Source organism: Pseudomonas sp. FG6 (assembly GCF_057809015.1).
Genome location: NZ_JBMDJD010000002.1, coordinates 61,485 through 78,599, shown reverse-complemented (window position 1 = coordinate 78,599; position 17,115 = coordinate 61,485). Strand labels below are relative to the sequence as shown.

12 protein-coding genes are annotated in these 17,115 nt (G+C 63.1%); 10 read left to right on the top strand and 2 right to left on the bottom strand.

Annotated elements, in window-relative coordinates:
• The first annotated feature begins 288 nt into the window (after window positions 1–288).
• From ACODSJ_RS01590 to ACODSJ_RS01575, 4 genes are all read left to right on the top strand, one after another.
• Window positions 289–3,894 carry a DUF2339 domain-containing protein gene (locus tag ACODSJ_RS01590; protein WP_489100059.1) on the top strand — a complete coding sequence of 1,202 codons (3,606 nt, stop codon included), beginning with the start codon at window positions 289–291 and terminating at the stop codon, window positions 3,892–3,894.
• A complete protein-coding gene (locus tag ACODSJ_RS01585; protein WP_489100058.1) occupies window positions 3,891–5,267 on the top strand; it encodes a DUF3999 domain-containing protein in 1,377 nt (458 codons plus the stop codon). The genes ACODSJ_RS01590 and ACODSJ_RS01585 overlap by 4 nt, the downstream gene beginning before the upstream one ends.
• 257 nt (window positions 5,268–5,524) lie before the next feature.
• Window positions 5,525–6,535, top strand: a complete 1,011-nt coding sequence (locus tag ACODSJ_RS01580) for a class 1 fructose-bisphosphatase (RefSeq protein WP_489100057.1) — start codon at window positions 5,525–5,527, stop codon at window positions 6,533–6,535.
• A gap of 3 nt (window positions 6,536–6,538) precedes the next feature.
• Window positions 6,539–7,135: a DUF924 family protein gene (locus ACODSJ_RS01575; protein ID WP_489100056.1), complete on the top strand. Its 597-nt coding sequence runs from the start codon at window positions 6,539–6,541 to the stop codon at window positions 7,133–7,135.
• Window positions 7,136–7,359: 224 nt separating this feature from the next.
• On the opposite strand, the gene ACODSJ_RS01570 is transcribed toward ACODSJ_RS01575, so the two are convergent.
• Window positions 7,360–9,252 carry a methyl-accepting chemotaxis protein gene (locus tag ACODSJ_RS01570; RefSeq protein ID WP_489100055.1) on the bottom strand — a complete coding sequence of 631 codons (1,893 nt, stop codon included), beginning with the start codon at window positions 9,250–9,252 and terminating at the stop codon, window positions 7,360–7,362.
• A gap of 283 nt (window positions 9,253–9,535) precedes the next feature.
• Here ACODSJ_RS01570 and ACODSJ_RS01565 point away from each other — a divergent pair, with 283 nt between their 5' ends.
• Window positions 9,536–9,790: a hypothetical protein gene (locus ACODSJ_RS01565; RefSeq protein WP_489100054.1), complete on the top strand. Its 255-nt coding sequence runs from the start codon at window positions 9,536–9,538 to the stop codon at window positions 9,788–9,790.
• Between the two features lie 31 nt (window positions 9,791–9,821).
• Window positions 9,822–10,391, top strand: a complete 570-nt coding sequence (locus ACODSJ_RS01560; RefSeq protein WP_489100053.1) for a lipocalin family protein — start codon at window positions 9,822–9,824, stop codon at window positions 10,389–10,391.
• Between the two features lie 132 nt (window positions 10,392–10,523).
• Here ACODSJ_RS01560 and ACODSJ_RS01555 read toward each other — a convergent pair whose 3' ends face one another.
• Entirely contained in the window at window positions 10,524–11,888 is a 1,365-nt protein-coding gene (locus ACODSJ_RS01555) for a formimidoylglutamate deiminase (protein ID WP_489100052.1), read from the bottom strand.
• 104 nt (window positions 11,889–11,992) lie between these two features.
• Here ACODSJ_RS01555 and hutC point away from each other — a divergent pair, with 104 nt between their 5' ends.
• From hutC to ACODSJ_RS01535, 4 genes are all read left to right on the top strand, one after another.
• Window positions 11,993–12,742, top strand: coding sequence for a histidine utilization transcriptional repressor HutC (hutC, locus tag ACODSJ_RS01550; RefSeq protein WP_489100051.1), 750 nt, complete (start codon window positions 11,993–11,995; stop codon window positions 12,740–12,742).
• The gene (locus ACODSJ_RS01545) at window positions 12,739–13,308 is read left to right on the top strand and encodes a HutD/Ves family protein (protein WP_489100050.1); all 570 of its coding nucleotides are present in this window, start codon (window positions 12,739–12,741) and stop codon (window positions 13,306–13,308) included. Before hutC ends, ACODSJ_RS01545 begins: the two co-directional genes overlap by 4 nt.
• Before the next feature lie 460 nt (window positions 13,309–13,768).
• On the top strand, window positions 13,769–15,457 hold the full coding sequence (gene hutU, locus ACODSJ_RS01540) for a urocanate hydratase (protein WP_489100049.1): 1,689 nt from the start codon (window positions 13,769–13,771) through the stop codon (window positions 15,455–15,457).
• 150 nt (window positions 15,458–15,607) lie between these two features.
• Window positions 15,608–17,080, top strand: a complete 1,473-nt coding sequence (locus tag ACODSJ_RS01535; RefSeq protein ID WP_489100048.1) for a purine-cytosine permease family protein — start codon at window positions 15,608–15,610, stop codon at window positions 17,078–17,080.
• Window positions 17,081–17,115 lie beyond the last annotated feature (35 nt).

Sequence of the window (17,115 nt, the reverse complement as noted above, 5' to 3'; positions counted from 1 at the left end):
ACGGCGGTTGGGCTTCGTCGATATACTAGGCGCCAGTTTTGCCGGGCTGTGTGGCCGGGCTCAGTTATTGGCAGCGCCGACAATCCAATGTGGGAGCGGGCTGTGTGGGAGCAAGGCTTGCCCGCGATGAAAACGCCGCGGTCTCTTGAGGACCGCAGCGCCTGGATCGCGAGCAAGCTTTGCTCCCACACAGCCCGCTCCCACAGGGTTTGGGGGTTTCCACTAGACTGAGCCAGGCACCGAATCACCCCGGTTCTGCCCGCAACGGGCTGCTTAGGGATATCGACCATGCAATGGATCTTGACGCTGTTGGGCCTGGCACTCGGCTGGGTGGTGGATGAGTCGTTCGCCGATGCGCTGCTAGGCGCACTGGTGGGGCTTGGCATCGCCCAGGCGTTTCGGTTGGGTCGTCTCGGCGCCCAGGCCGTCAAGCAACAGGCGCTGTTGCAAGAGGCCCAGCAAAGCCTGATCACGCTGCAGGCGCGGCTGGCCGTGCTCGAACGCGGCAGGGTCCCCGCTGAGACTGAGCGGCCGCCAGCCTCCGAGCCTGTCGTGGCCCAGGCGCCGGAGCCCGAGGTTCGCGCCGAACCGGAACCCGAACTGGTCTGGGAGTTGCCGCCGGAACTCGAACCCGTTCCCGCGATGGCCGCACGCGCGAGCCAGCCTCTGCCCGAGACGGTCTGGCGGGCGGAACCTACAGTCTCCAGGCCGCTCGCCGATGAGCCGGCCCCGATGGAACCACGGGCCTCGAAGGGGCCGAATGTCTTCGACCGTGCGCTGATCGGCGCGCGCGACTGGCTGTTCGGCGGCAACACGGTGTTGCGGGTCGGCGTGGTGCTGTTGTTCCTCGGCCTGGCGTTTTTGCTGCGCTATGCCACCGAAGGCATGGTGGTGCCGATCGAGTTGCGTTACGCCGGTGTCGCGGCCAGTGCGTTGGGCCTGCTGGGCCTGGGCTGGTGGTTGCGCCAACGCAACAGTCATTTCGCGCTGATGCTCCAGGGCACCGGGATCGCGGTGCTGTACCTGACCGTGTTCGCCGCCATGCGCCTGCATCCATTGCTCGACGCCAAGGCGGCGCTGGGCCTGCTGGTGGCGGTCACGGTGTTCTCGGCGATCCTGGCGGTGACCCAGAACGCCCTGGGCCTGGCCGCCGCCGCGGCGCTGGGCGGGTTTGCCGCGCCGATCCTGACCTCCACCGGCAGCGGCAACCACGTCGCGCTGTTCAGCTACTTCATTCTGCTCAACGCCGGCATTCTCGCCATCGCCTGGTTCAAGGCCTGGCGCCTGCTCAATCTGATCGGCTTTGTCGGCACATTCGGCATCGGTTTCGCCTGGGGCCTGCGCTCCTACAGGCCAGAACTGCTCTGGAGCACCGAGCCGTTCCTGATCCTGTTCTTTCTGATCTACCTGGCGATCGGCCTGCTGTTCACCCGCCGCAAACTGCTGGAAATGAGTGACGCGCCTGAAGACTCCAGCCGTGAGGCGATGTTGCGCTGGTCGGCGCGCCAGGGCGACTACGTGGACGGCACGATGCTGTTCGGCCCACCGCTGGTGGGTTTTGGCTTGCAGTTCGCACTGGTGCAGCATTTCGAGTTCGCCGCTGCGTTCAGTGCCTTGGCCCTGGGCGTGCTCTACATGGGCCTGGCGCGGGTATTGATGGGCGGTCGCGCCTTGCTGCTGGCTGAAACCTGCCTCGCCCTGGGGGTGATCTTCGCCAGCCTGGCCATTCCGTTGGGTCTGGACGCCCGTTGGACTTCGGCGGCCTGGGCCGTGGAAGGCGCGGGGATCTTCTGGCTGGGCCTGCGTCAGCGGCGGCCTCTCGCCCGGGCTTTCGCCTTGCTGCTGCAACTGGGTTCGGCGCTGGCCTTTATCAGCGGGCTGCGGCCCGGCGAAGGCAGCCTGCTCGACGGCGCGCCGTTGGGCGCCCTGATGCTGGGCATCGCCTTGCTGTTTACCTTCGACCAATTGCGCAGGGCGGCCGCGGAGCATGCCTCGAACTGGGAGCGCCAGGGTTTGCCGGTGCTGGCGGTCCTGGGGCTTGGCTTCCTGTATCTGCTGGCGCCGCTGTTTTTCTTCACTCACGGTACCGCGATCGCCTGGGCCCTGGCCGGGCTGGCGACGCTGTTTGTCGGCCTGCGCCTGCAATCGCGCACGTTCCTGTTCACCGCGTTCGCCGTGCAGTTATTGGGCGGTGCGTTGTTCCTGTTGCGCTTGCAAAGCAATGCGGGTGATTCGACGGCGGTGCTCAGTGCCGGCTGGAGCGGTTTGCTCAGTGCTTCGCTGATCGGTCTGGCGTTGATTGGCGGCATGCTCTTGGCGGCGCGCGACGACATGGTGCGCAATGACGCTCGCTTGTTGCGCGGCTTGTCGGTGGTGTTGCTGGCGGGGCTGGTGCTGATCAACCTCGCGGTGTTGTTCGTCCTGCCTTGGCAAACGGCGAGCGGGGTGTGGGCGGCCAGTGGCCTGTTGATCATCTGGCTGAGCCTTTACCTGAAGCAGCGTGTGAGCTTTGTCTTCGGCCTGCTCCTGCAACTGCTGGGTGGGGCCGCGTTCCTGGCGGCCGGGCCTGGCCTGTTGGGGGCGCTCGACAGCGAGGGGCTGCGGCCGCTGGCGCACAATGGGTTCTGGACACCGCTGGTGCTCGGGCTCGCCGCGTTGGTGGGGGCGTGGCGATTGCAGCGGGCGCATGTGGCGGCGGTGTTCGAAGCCTTGAGCTTGCGGCGCTTGTCCGAGCTGCTGTTGGTTTGGGGCGCGGGCTGGTGGGCGCTGGCGTGGGTCAGCGAAGTGCTGCGTTTTGCCCCGGCGAACCTGCAAGGCGCCTTGTTGCTGGCTCTTGCGGCGATCAGTGTGGCGGCGTGGAGCGTGTTGGCGCTGCGTTTGCAATGGTCGGCGCTAGGGTTGCTGTGCACCTTGCTGATGCCGGCGGCGGGTTGCGTGCTGGTGGCCACGGGGCACAGCCGCTATCACCCGGCTGCGGATTTCGGCTGGCTGGCCTGGCTGGCGGTCTTTGCCGTGCACTTCCTCTCCCTCAAACGTTTGGCGTCGATGCTGCCGGCCCAGGCGCGCAGTACGGCCCACGTGCTGGGGTGCTGGTTGCTGATGGTGGTGTTGATGCTGGAGTTGCGTTACGGCCTGCTGTTGTTGTCCGAGCAGTACAACGCCTGGCGTTGGCTGGCCTGGGCGATCCTGCCGGGCCTGTACCTGGTGCTGATGGCCACGCCGCGTACCTGGCCGTGGCCGGTTTCGGCGCAACCACGGGAATATCGTCTCTATGCGGCAGCGCCGATGGCCCTGTTGATGCTCGGCTGGTTCTGGCTGACCAACACCTTCAGCGACGGCACCGCAGACCCATTGCCGTATGTGCCGTTGCTCAACCCCTTGGAGCTGGGCCTGCTGTTCGCCTTGTTCGGTATCTATGTGTGGGCGCGCAACGCCCTGGCGCAGTCGACGAGCCGTTGGGTGCGCGCCGGCCACGTCGCCCAGTTGATTGCCGGCGTGTCGCTGTTCGCGTTCTTCACCGCCCTGGTGATGCGCAGTGCCCACCAGTGGATGGGCGTGCCGTTCGCGCTGGATGCGCTGCTCGAGTCGATGTTCGTGCAGGCCGGGTTGTCCCTTGTCTGGACCCTGATTGCCCTGGGCCTGATGATCGGCGGCCACCTGCGCCATCGTCGGGAAGTGTGGCTGGTCGGTGCGGTGTTGATCGCCGTGGTCGTCGCCAAACTGTTCTTTGTCGAATTGAGTAACCGTGGCGGTCTGGCGCGGATCGTGTCGTTCATCGGCGTGGGCGTATTGCTGTTGGTGGTGGGCTATTTCGCGCCGCTGCCGCCCAAGCGCCCTGAGTCGGTCACGCCAGATGAGCCGCCTGTGCCTGTCAGTGAGGGAGTGTCATCTTGAGTCGCAAGTTGAGTCGGATCGGGTTGGGCGTGATCGGGTTGTGGGCGGCATTGTCGGCCGTGGCCCAGGAGCAACCGGCGGATTTCACCCATCAGGTGCCGTTGGTCTTGAATGGCGACGGGCCGTGGTATCGCCTGCCATTGCCGCTGGAGGTCCAGTTGCAGGCGCGCCAGACCGACCTGAGCGACCTGCGGGTCTTCAACGCCGCCGGCCAGGCCCAGGCCTACGCGTTGGTGCGTGAATCGGCCCAGAGCCGGGAAAACCGTACCCTCACCGAGGTGAAGTGGTTTCCGCTGTACAACGCCGCTGACGATAACGAGCGCGCGCCCAGCGTGCGGGTGCAGTCGAATGCCAACGGCACCCTGGTGGAAGTCCAGCCCTCCAGCCGGCTCGAAGCGGGCGAGGAAGAGCTGCGTGGCTGGCTGCTGGATGCCAGCGCGATCAAGGCGCCGTTGCAGCAGTTGATTCTCGACTGGACCAGCGAGCGCGACGGTTTCCAGCGGTTCAGCATCGAAGCCAGCGACGACTTGCAGCATTGGCAGGCGTGGGGTGAAGGGCAGGTGGCGCGGCTGACCTTTGCCGATGAGCGGGTCGAGCAACACGAGGTGAACCTGCCGGGGCAATCGGCGCGTTATCTGCGCCTGTTGTGGGATTCCCCATCCTCCGCGCCCGTGCTGACCTCGGCCCAGCTGCAAAGCGCCAGCCGCGAAAGCGTCCCGTTGCCGCTGGTCTGGTCGCAGCCGTTGGCCGGGAGTTCGGCCAAGGCGGGCGAATACACCTGGCAGTTGCCCATGGGGCTGAACGTCGAGCAGGTGCAGGTCGAACTGAGCCAGGCCAATAGCCTGGCGCCGGTGACCTTGGCCGGGCGGCGCGAAAGCAGTCACCCGTGGCAGCCGCTGGGCGGTGGCTTGCTCTACAGGCTGACCCAGAATGGCCAGGACGTGTTGCAGAACCAACTGCAACTGTCCGGCCAGACGGTGCAGCAATTGAAACTGACGGTGGATGAGCGTGGCGGCGGCCTGGGCGCCGAGGCACCGGCCCTGCGTTTTGCCGTGCGCCCGACCCAGGTGGTGTTCCTGGCGCGGGGTGAAGGCCCCTACAGCCTGGCGCTGGGGAGTGCAACGGTGAAGGCGGCGAGCCTGCCGTTGACCACGCTGGTGCCTGACTACAAGCCCTCGCGCCTGGCGACGTTGGGAACGGCGACGGTGGACGCCAGCGCTACTTCAAGCGCAGTGATCAGCACGGCCTCCACGGCAGCGGAGGCTGGCACCCCCTGGAAAAAAATCGGCCTGTGGGCGGTGCTACTGGTCAGCGTGCTGGCGCTCGGGGCGATGGCGTTCAGTTTGTTGCGCAAGCCGCCGGTCAAGAACTGAAAGCGGGTGCTGCGCACCCATCGCGAGCAGGCTCGCTCCCACAATGGATCGTGTTGTGACACGAATCCTGATCACTTCGAAGATCAAAGTGTGGGAGCGAGCCTGCTCGCGATAGCGGTCAACCGGCCAGCTGAAATGTCGAAGCAACCACCACCTTCGTGAACTCAATCCTCCATATCCCGTCTCATAGGAGGCATTAAGTCCAGACTCGCGCTAAACTGCGCGGGTTTTCTGCCCCTTATTCTTCGGAGCCATCCATGTCCCGCGTTACCTTGAGTCGCTATTTGATTGAGCAGACCCGCAGCAACAATACCCCTGCCGATCTGCGCTTTTTGATCGAAGTGGTGGCGCGTGCGTGCAAAGAGATCAGCCACGCCGTTTCCAAAGGCGCGTTGGGTGGTGTCCTGGGCAGCATGGGCACTGAAAACGTGCAGGGCGAAGTGCAGAAGAAGCTCGATGTGCTGTCCAACGAGATCCTGCTCGAAGCCAACGAGTGGGGCGGTCACCTGGCCGGCATGGCGTCCGAAGAAATGGACAATGCCTACCAGATCCCGGGCAAATACCCCAAGGGCGCCTACCTGCTGGTGTTCGACCCGCTGGACGGTTCGTCGAACATCGACATCAACGCCCCTGTCGGCACGATCTTCTCCGTGCTGCGTTGCCCTAACGAATACCTGAGCCAGAACGAAGCCTTGAATGAAAAGGCGTTCTTGCAGCCAGGCACCCAGCAGGTCGCCGCCGGCTACGCCATCTACGGCCCGCAGACCATGCTGGTGCTGACCCTGGGCGACGGCGTCAAAGGCTTCACCCTGGACCGTGAAATGGGCAGCTTCGTGCTCACCCACGAAGACATCACCATTCCTGAGTCCACCCAGGAATTCGCCATCAACATGTCCAACCAGCGTCACTGGGAAGCTCCGGTCAAGCGCTACGTCGACGAACTGCTGGCAGGCGAAGAAGGCCCGCTGAAGAAGAACTACAACATGCGCTGGGTCGCCGCGATGGTTGCCGACGTGCACCGCATCCTGACCCGTGGTGGCTTGTTCATGTACCCGCGCGACAGCCGCGAACCCTCCAAGCCAGGCAAGCTGCGCCTGATGTACGAAGCCAACCCGATGTCGTTCCTGGTGGAACAGGCGGGCGGCGCTTGCACCGACGGCCACCAGCGCATCCTCGACATCAAGCCTGAAGGCCTGCACCAGCGCGTGGCGGTGTTCCTGGGTTCGAAGGAAGAAGTGGCGCGCGTCACGGCCTACCACAAGGAATAAACCATGGCCGAGCCCTGGCAGCCGTTGCTCGATTGGTGGTTCGGTTCAGCCGACACCCCGGACGACATATCGGCTGACAAGGGCAAGCTGTGGTTTGGCAAAGGCCATGATCGCCAGGCGCGCGAGCGCTTCGGCGATCGGGTCGAGCAGGCACTGGCCGGCGGATTGACCGACTGGGCGCAACGTCCCGAAGGTTGGCTGGCCCTGGTGCTGCTGCTCGATCAATTCCCGCGAATGATCTTTCGCGACACCCCCAAGGCTTTTTCCGGTGACCTGCGCGCCCGTGCGCTGGTGGCTCAAGGTTTGGCGGCGGGTTTCGACCGACAGCTCAAGCCGATTCAGCGCGTATTCATCTACCTGGTGCTCGAGCACTGCGAAAACCTCGTCGTGCAGAACGAAGCCGTGTCACGGTTCATCGACCTGGTTCGAGAGCAGCCAGAAGCGGATCGAGCGGTGTTCGAAGACAATTTGGACTATGCCGAACGGCACCAGAAGATCATTGCCCGGTTTGGGCGCTTTCCCCATCGCAATGCGGTGTTGGGGCGCGAGTCCACGGCTGAGGAAGTGGAGTTCTTGAACAGGCCTGGGTCCAGGTTCTAGATTGCGCTGCACAGCACCAAACCTGTGGGAGCTGGGCTTGCCCGCGATGGCGGCGGCACATTCAATATCACTGTGACAGACACACCGCCTTCGTCGGATTGCCGCCCGGAGCAAGCCCGCTCCCACAGTGGATTGAGATATACGCAATATCTGCGTACAGCACCAAACCCTGTGGGAGCGGGCCTGCTCCGGGCGGCGATCCGACGAAAGGGCTGTTGAAAGCGCTAGATCCGGAAACTGCCCACCAACTGCTTCAGCCGCGTCGCCTGCTGTTCGAGGTCGGTGCAGGCGCGCAGCGTGGCTTGCAGATTCTCCACGCCTTCCTGGTTCAGCGTGTTGATTTCATTGATATCGACGTTGATCGACTCCACCACGGCGGTCTGTTCTTCGGTGGCGGTGGCCACGGACTGGTTCATGCCGTCGATCTCGCCAATACGTTGGGTCACACTGCCCAGTCGTTCGCCGGCCTGGTTGGCGATGCTGACGCTGCCTTCGCTCTGACGTTGGCTGTCGGTCATGGTCAGGACCGCTTCGCGTGCGCCAACTTGCAGCTCTTCGATCATCTTCTGCACTTGCTGCGCCGAATCCTGGGTGCGGTGAGCCAGGTTGCGCACTTCATCGGCGACCACAGCGAAGCCGCGCCCGGCTTCACCGGCCCGGGCCGCTTCGATGGCGGCGTTGAGGGCCAGCAGGTTGGTCTGCTGGGAAATGCTGGTGATCACTTCGAGGATCTGGCCGATGTTCACCGTGTTGCTGTTCAGGGTTTCGATGTTGCCGCACGAATCGCTGATCTTGGCCGACAACTGCTGCATGGCGGCGATGGTCTTATCCACCACTTGCTGACCGTCTTCGGCCAGGTTGCGGGCTTCGCTGGAATGTTGCGAAGCGAGGGCGGCGTTCTGGGCGATTTCCTCGGCGGCGGCGCCGAGCTGGTTGATGGCGGCGGCCACGCTGCTGGTGCGTGACGCTTGCTGGTCGGAGTTGAACATCGACGAGTTGGACGCGCTGACCACCCGCAGGGCGACTTCGTTGACTTGGCCGGTGGCCGAGGCGACTTCGCGGATCGAGGTGTGGATGCGCTCGACAAAGCGGTTGAACGAAGTACCCAGTGCGCCGAACTCATCCTGGCCGTGGATAGTCAGGCGCCGGGTCAGGTCGCCTTCGCCTTCGGCGATGTCATGCATGGCACGGCCCATGGTCAGCAGCGGTTGCATCAGCACGCGGATCAACATGCCCAGCAGGGCGATGATGAACACCACGGCGATGACCATGGCGATCAGCGCCGACGTGCGGAATTCGCTGAGCATCGCCAGGGCAGTGTCCTTGTCGAGTACCAGCGCCACGTACCAGTCGGCGCCCGGCACGCCGTTGACGTGGGTGAAGGAGATGAACTGGGGCTTGCCGTCGAGGTCGACTTCCTTCACGCCCGGACTGATGGTCGGTGCGCCGTTGGGGTAGGCCTCGGCCAGGGTCTTGAGCACGCGCTTGCTGTCGGGGTGGATCAGGATCTTGCCGTCGGCGCTGACGATGAACGCGTGGCCGTGGCCGCTGAAGTTCAGCGAGTTGATGATGGCGCTGACGCTCGACAGGTCGATGTCCGCACCGGCCACGCCGATCATCTGGTTCTGATGCTGCACAGGGGTGGCGACGGTGATCACCAGCTTGCCCGACGAGGCGGCGATGTAGGGTTCGGTGACGATGGTCTGCTGCGCGCTGTTGGCGGCCTTGTACCAGCCACGGGCGCGCGGGTCGTAGTCGGCGGCGCGATTACCGGCCGGGACCGAGAACATCACGCCATCGGTGCCGCCGAAATAACTGAGCTGGAAGTTGCCGGTATAGGCCGGCAGGCCGACGGCGCGTTTCAGGCTGTCGGCGCTGCTGCCGTCCACGGCGATCTGCTGGGCCAGCGATTGCAGCAACTGGATGCGGCCTTCGACCCACGTCTGGATGTTACGGCTGGTCAGGCTGCCGAGCTCCTGCATGGAGGCCTCGGTGCTGGTGTGCAGGCTCTGGCGCTGACGATAGTCGTTGAACAGGATGAAACAGGCGAATGCGACGGCGACCACGAGGGCGGCGGCCAGCAGGATTTTGTGGCTGAATTTCATGTTTCTGGTCATTAAGAGCGCTACCGCACAGGTGCTGGTCAGGAAAGGGTGTCAATTTGCCATATGGCAAGGCTCCGCGTCATATTTTTATCGGCCCCAAAGCGCCAGAGTTCAGGCGTCAGAAAGTCAAATCCGACGAAATGCGCGACGGCGTCACAAACTGATTGATTTGCCGACGAAATGCCTACAAAACACCCCATAAATACTGGGGGTGTCGGGGAACCAGACAGGGGTTTTCTCTTCTAAGCTTCTGGTTGGCACCCTGCCACCACCCTTCCGTTCCAGGAGTTACACCATGTCGCTGCGATCTATCGCCTTGTTGTTTGTGTGCGTCGTGCTGACGGCATGCAGCAAGGTCAACCAGGAAAACTATTCGAAGCTGTCGGCCGGCATGTCCAAGGCCGAAGTCGAAACGTTACTGGGAAAACCGGCCGATTGTTCGGGCGCGCTTGGCATGTCCAGTTGCACTTGGGGTGACCAGAAGAGCTTTATCAGCGTGCAGTACGCCGGTGATAAAGTGTTGATGTTTTCCGGCCAAGGCCTGAAGTAAACCGGGGCCTGGGGCCCGCGGGAGAAAAATAATGATGCGGTTAGTTTTTGTTCTTTTGGCTGGCCTGGTTTTGGCCGGTTGTGCCTCGTCCGGTGTAGATCCGTTGGCACCCAAGACGGTCCACAGTGTCAATCTCAAGCGTTACCAGGGGACCTGGTACGAGTTGGCCCGCCTGCCCATGTACTTCCAGCGCAACTGTGCGCAATCCGAAGCCCACTACACCCTCAAGCCTGACGGCAACATGGGCGTGCTCAATCGCTGCCTGACGTCGGACTGGAAGTGGGAAGAAGCCAAGGGCACCGCCACGCCCCAGGTACCGGGCAAGACCGACAAGCTCTGGGTCGAATTCGACACCTGGTTCTCTCGGATCGTGCCGGGCGTGTCGAAAGGGCAATACTGGGTGCTGTACGTCAGCGACGACTACAAGACCGCCATCGTCGGCGACCCGAGCCGCCGCTACATGTGGTTGCTGTCCCGCACGCCAACGGTCAACAGCATCGTGCGCGAAGAGCTGCTGAGCAAGGCACGCCAGCAGGGCTACGACACCACACGCTTGATCTGGCGTGCGTCGGATCGGCAGATGGCCAAGACGTCGGATTGACTGCGTAGAACCTGTGGGAGCGAGCCTGCTCGCGATGAGGGCTTCACAGTCAACGCCTAAGTTGACTGGTAGGCCGTCATCGCGAGCAGGCTCGTTCCCACAGGGGGTATTTTTCACACAGATGTTTTGGTGTCAGCCCAAGAGTTCGCGCAATACCTGGGTAAACGCCCGGGCGCTTTCCTCTTCACCGGCATGATGCCCATCACGCACCACCCAGCGTCCACCGACCATCACATCCCGCACCTGCCGGTCCCCGCCGGCAAACAGCCAGCGATTGAGGATCCCGTCGCCTTGGGCCGTGGCCAGGTACGGGTCGTTGCCGTCGAGCACCAGCCAGTCGGCGCGCTTGCCGATTTCCAGGGCCCCGATCGGTTGCCCCAGGGCCTGGGCGCCGCCTTCCAGCGCCGCATCGAACAAGGTGCGCCCGACCATCGGCTGGTCTGCCCGATACAAGCGGTTGCGCCGTTGGTCCCGCAGGCGTTGGCCATATTCCAGCCAGCGCAGTTCTTCCACCACGCTCAATGACACATGACTGTCGGAGCCGATGCCCAGGCGCCCGCCTTGGGCGAGGAAGTCCACGGCCGGGAAAATCCCGTCCCCCAGGTTGGCTTCGGTGGTCAGGCACAGGCCGGCAATCGCTTGGCTCTTGGCCATCAGGCTGACTTCCTGTGCATTGGCGTGGGTGGCGTGGACCAGGCACCAGCGCTGGTCCACATCGGCGTTTTCATACAGCCATTGCAGCGGGCGGGCGCCGCTCCAGCTCAGGCAGTCGTCGACTTCCTTCTGCTGCTCGGCAATGTGGATGTGCACCGGGCAATGGCGGTCGCTCGCCGCCAGCACTTCTTGGATCTGCCCAGGTGTCACGGCGCGCAGAGAGTGGAAACACAGGCCCAGTGCCTGGGACGGTTGTCCGGCCAGGATCGGCTGCAAGCGCGACTGCAGCTTCAGGTAATTCTCGCTGCTGTTGATGAACCGACGCTGCCCGTCATTGGGCGCCTGGCCGCCAAAACCGGAATGGCTGTAGAGCACCGGCAGCAGGGTCAGGCCGATGCCGGCGGCGCTGGCGGCGTGGCTGATGCGCAGGGACAGCTCGGCCGGATCGGCATAAGGCGCACCGTCGGCGTCGTGATGGACATAATGGAATTCGGCGACCGAGGTGTAACCGGCCTTGAGCGTTTCGATGTACAGCTGCCGGGCGATGATGCCAAGTTGCTCCGGGCTGATTTTTCCGACGAGACGGTACATCAGGTCGCGCCAGGTCCAGAAGCTGTCATTGGGATTGCCCGCCACTTCCGCCAACCCGGCCATGGCCCGCTGGAAGGCATGGGAGTGCAGGTTCGGCATGCCCGGCAACAGCGGCCCGCTGAGCCGTTCGGCGCCCTCTGCCTGGGCGTTGGCCTGGATATGAGTCAGCACGCCCCGGGCATCGACTTCAAGACGTACATCATGGGCCCATCCACTAGGCAGCAGCGCGCGTTCGGCAAAGAAGGCGGACATGGTTCAACCTCGTTTTGTGTAATTTGTATATACATATACAGACGTTTGCCTGGCCGGTAAACTGCGGCAAGCTAGCCACCTTATTTGCAGAACAGGGAACTGCCGTGCCGACTCCGCCTGCCAAACCGCCGCTGGCCGCCAACCTGGGTGACAGTCCGGCGCCCTTGTATGCCCGCGTCAAACAAATGATTACCCAGCAGATCGACAGTGGAAACTGGCCGCCGCACTACCGCGTTCCGTCGGAAAGCGAGTTGGTCAGTCAGTTGGGCTTCAGCCGCATGACCATCAACCGTGCCCTGCGGGAAATGACCGCCGATGGCCTGTTGGTGCGCATGCAGGGCGTCGGTACCTTCGTGGCCGAGCCCAAGAGCCAGTCCGCGTTGTTCGAAGTGCACAACATCGCCGACGAGATCGCCTCCCGTGGCCATCGGCACACCTGCAAGGTGGTCACCCTCGAAGAAGAAGCGGCCGGTTCCGAACGGGCCCTGGCCCTGGACATGCGCGAAGGGCAGAAAGTCTTCCACTCGCTGATCGTGCATTACGAAAACGATATCCCGGTGCAGATCGAGGACCGTTTCGTCAACGCCTTGGTGGCACCCGAATACCTCAAGCAAGACTTCACCCTGCAAACGCCCTACGCCTACCTGAACCAGGTGGCACCGCTGACCGAAGGCGAGCATGTGGTCGAGGCGATCCTGGCCGAGCCCAGCGAGTGCAAGCTGTTGCAGATCGAGCGAGGCGAGCCGTGCCTGTTGATTCGCCGCCGCACCTGGTCCGGGCGTCAACCGGTGACCGCGGCACGCCTGATCCACCCCGGTTCCCGTCACAGCCTGGAAGGGCGTTTTCATAAATGAGCCAGTTGAAAGTACTACGCGCAGCCGATTACCCGCGCATGCCGTGGAAGAATGGCGGTGGCAGCACCGAGGAAATTACCCGCGATGCCGGCACCGGCCTGGAAGGTTTTGGCTGGCGCCTGTCGATTGCCGATATCGGCGAGTCGGGCGGTTTTTCCACGTTCACCGGTTACGAGCGCATCATCAGCGTCTTGCAGGGTGACGGCATGACGCTGAGCGTCGATGGCCAAGCCACGCGGCCGCTGCATCCGCTGGACCCCTTTGCGTTCAGCGGCGAGAGCCATGTGCACTGCACACTGCTGGGCGGGCCGATTCGCGACTTCAACCTGATCTACGCGCCACAGCGTTACCGCGCACGGTTGCAGTGGATGGGCGGGCAGCAGCGGTTCTTCAGTGAGGCGCAGATAGTGCTGGTGTTCAGCGCGGCCCCGGGGCTGAGGCTCAAGGTCGGTGAATCCACCGTTGGCCTGGGCCTTTACGACTGTTTGCAGTTGAGCGGTAACACTGGGTTGGTGGACATCACCGCCCACGGCCAGTGCTGTGTAATCGAGCTGACGGCTCACTGATTTCAGCTTCTTGAGTACCCTGTGGGAGCAAGGCTTGCCCGCGATGAAGGCGATGCGGTCTGCCAGAAAATCGAGTCGCCTGCATCGCGGGCAAGCCTTGCTCCCACAGATAAATCGCCCTCGCTACAATGTGCCTGCCTGCTGTTTCTTCAGCGCACCAACTTGTTACCGAATGCCCCAGCCTGGCGCAATGCCGGGCTTTTTTGTCCCTCCGATTCTTCCCTCAAAAATTCTCGGCAAAAATTTAACGCGGCTCGTCAGGCCTTGAATCACGGGCTTCTCAGCGGATTCGCCAATCGTCACTCAACACCTGTGGCAACAAGTTGGCCGCTTGATTGCATATGCTTGTACATACAAGTAAAGACGTATGTGTATGAGTCCGCTGTACTCAACGCAACGTTCACTAAATCGCTGCCCGCTGCCCGGGCTGGTCTGGATTGATCGCTGAGGAGTTTTTGCTGTGACCGACGCTACCCGCAAACCTGAAAAATACCGTGACGTTGAAATCCGCGCCCCTCGCGGTAACACGCTGACCGCCAAGAGCTGGCTGACTGAAGCGCCGCTGCGGATGCTGATGAACAACCTCGACCCGCAAGTGGCCGAGAACCCCAAGGAGCTGGTGGTCTACGGTGGCATCGGCCGCGCGGCGCGCAACTGGGAGTGCTACGACAAGATCGTCGAAAGCCTGACCAACCTCAATGACGACGAAACCCTGCTGGTGCAGTCCGGCAAGCCGGTCGGCGTGTTCAAGACGCACAGCAACGCTCCGCGCGTGCTGATCGCCAACTCCAACCTGGTGCCGCACTGGGCCACTTGGGAACACTTCAACGAACTCGATGCCAAGGGCTTGGCCATGTACGGCCAGATGACCGCCGGCAGCTGGATCTACATCGGCAGCCAGGGCATCGTGCAGGGCACTTATGAAACCTTCGTCGAGGCCGGTCGCCAGCATTACGACTCCAACCTCACCGGCCGCTGGGTCCTGACCGCCGGCCTGGGCGGCATGGGCGGTGCGCAACCGTTGGCCGCGACCCTGGCCGGTGCTTGCTCGCTGAACATCGAATGCCAGCAGGTCAGCATCGATTTCCGCCTCAAGACCCGCTACGTCGACGAGCAGGCCACCGACCTGGACGACGCCCTGGCCCGCATCGAGAAATACACCGCCGAAGGCAAGGCGATCTCCATTGCTTTGTGTGGCAACGCTGCCGAAATCCTGCCGGAACTGGTCCGTCGCGGTGTGCGCCCGGACATGGTCACCGACCAGACCAGCGCCCATGACCCGCTCAATGGCTACCTGCCGGCCGGCTGGACCTGGGACGAATACCGTGCCCGCGCCAAGACCGAACCTGCCGCCGTGGTGAAAGCCGCCAAGCAATCGATGGCCGTTCACGTCAAGGCCATGCTGGCCTTCCAGAAAATGGGCGTGCCGACCTTCGACTACGGCAACAACATCCGCCAGATGGCCCAGGAAGAGGGCGTCGAAAATGCCTTCGATTTCCCAGGCTTCGTCCCGGCCTACATCCGTCCGCTGTTCTGCCGCGGCATCGGCCCGTTCCGCTGGGCCGCGCTGTCGGGCGACCCGCAAGACATCTACAAGACCGACGCCAAGGTCAAGGAGCTGATTCCTGACGACGCCCACCTGCACAACTGGCTGGACATGGCTCGCGAGCGCATCAGCTTCCAAGGCTTGCCGGCGCGTATCTGCTGGGTTGGCCTGGGCCAGCGCGCCAAGCTGGGCCTGGCGTTCAACGAAATGGTGCGCAGCGGCGAGCTGTCGGCCCCGATCGTGATCGGCCGCGACCACCTGGACTCCGGCTCCGTAGCCAGCCCAAACCGTGAAACCGAATCCATGCAGGACGGTTCCGACGCCGTCTCCGACTGGCCGCTGCTCAATGCCTTGCTCAACACCGCCAGCGGTGCGACCTGGGTCTCGCTGCACCACGGTGGCGGCGTCGGCATGGGCTTCTCCCAGCACTCGGGCATGGTGATTGTCTGCGACGGTACCGACGAAGCCGCCGAGCGCATTGCCCGCGTTCTGCACAACGACCCGGGCACTGGCGTGATGCGCCATGCCGACGCCGGCTACCAGATCGCGATCGATTGCGCGAAGGAGCAGGGGCTTAACCTGCCGATGATCACCGGCAAATAAAGCAATAACGCAAACCCTGTGGGAGCGAGCCTGCTCGCGATGGCGTCGGCACATCCGACACATGCATCGGCTGACAGACCGCTATCGCGAGCAGGCTCGCTCCCACAAAAAGACACTGCCCGAACCCAAACAATCCACAGAGGTTGAACCATGGCTGTCACCAGCACGCGCGCAAGCAGCACGCCGTTGATCGAGAAACGCTCGATCGACTACATCCCGGAAGCGGAGAGACACGGCCGATTGTTGAGCCAGTTCACCCTCTGGATGGGGGCCAACCTGCAAATCACAGCCATTGTCACCGGTGCATTGGCGGTGGTGCTGGGCGGTGATGTGTTCTGGTCGTTGATCGGTTTGCTGATCGGCCAACTGCTCGGCGGTGGCGTCATGGCGCTGCATGCCGCGCAGGGGCCCAAGCTTGGCCTGCCGCAAATGATTTCCAGCCGGGTGCAGTTCGGTATTTATGGCGCGGCCATCCCGATCGTCTTGGTGTGCCTGATGTACCTGGGGTTCACCGCGACCGGCACCGTGCTTTCCGGCCAGGCGCTGGGCCAGTTGTTCGGCATCAGCGACAGTGCCGGCATCCTCATGTTCGCCAGTGTCATCGTGCTGGTCACGGTGCTCGGTTATCGGGTGATTCACTTCATTGGCCGTGTCGCCAGCGTGATTGGCGTGATTGCCTTCGTTTACCTGTTCGCTCGCCTGATCAGCCAGACGGACGTTGGCGCACTCCTGCAAATCCGCCATTTCAGCTGGAGCAGCTTCCTGCTCGCGGTGTCGCTCGCGGCCTCCTGGCAGATCGCCTTCGGCCCTTACGTGGCGGACTATTCGCGTTACCTGCCGAGCAAAACCTCTTCGGTGAAAACCTTTTTTGCCGTAGGCGCAGGCTCAGTCATTGGCGCGCAAGTGGCAATGATCCTCGGTGTGTTTGCCGCCGCCTCGGCCAACGGGCAGTTCGCGGGGCACGAAGTGGCCTACATCGTCGGCCTGGGCGGGACCGGTGCCACCGCCGCGCTGCTGTACTTCAGCATCGCGTTCGGCAAGGTCACCATCTCCACGCTGAACTCCTACGGCAGCTTTATGTGCATCGCGACCATCATCAGCGGTTTTCGTGGTCGCCTGAACGTAACGCGCTTGCAGCGCCTGGTCTTCGTACTGGTCATCGTCGGCACCGCGACCCTGATCGCGCTGCTCGGCCAGCACTCGTTCCTCGGTGCGTTCAAGTCCTTCATTTTGTTCCTGCTGGCGTTCTTTACGCCTTGGAGTGCGATCAATCTGGTGGACTACTACTGCATCACTCGCGAGCGCTATGACGTGCCGGCGCTGGCCGATCCGAACGGTCGCTACGGTCGTTGGAACGCCCTCGGTATCAGCGTTTATGTCTTCGGTGTCCTGGTTCAATTGCCGTTCATCTCCACCAAGTTCTATACCGGTCCACTGGTGGCCGCCATGGGCGACGTGGACATTTCCTGGATCATCGGCCTGGTGCTTCCCGCCGCCCTGTATTACGTGTGCGCGAAGAAATGGCACGGCGCGGTGCCCGATCACCTGATTCTGCCGGTCGAGCAGAGCAACGTTGCACAACCTATAACAAGCGGGGCGGGTCGCGCTGCGGCGCAGGCCTGATGGGACGTGGAAAGGGCAGGACGCCTCTTGACTGC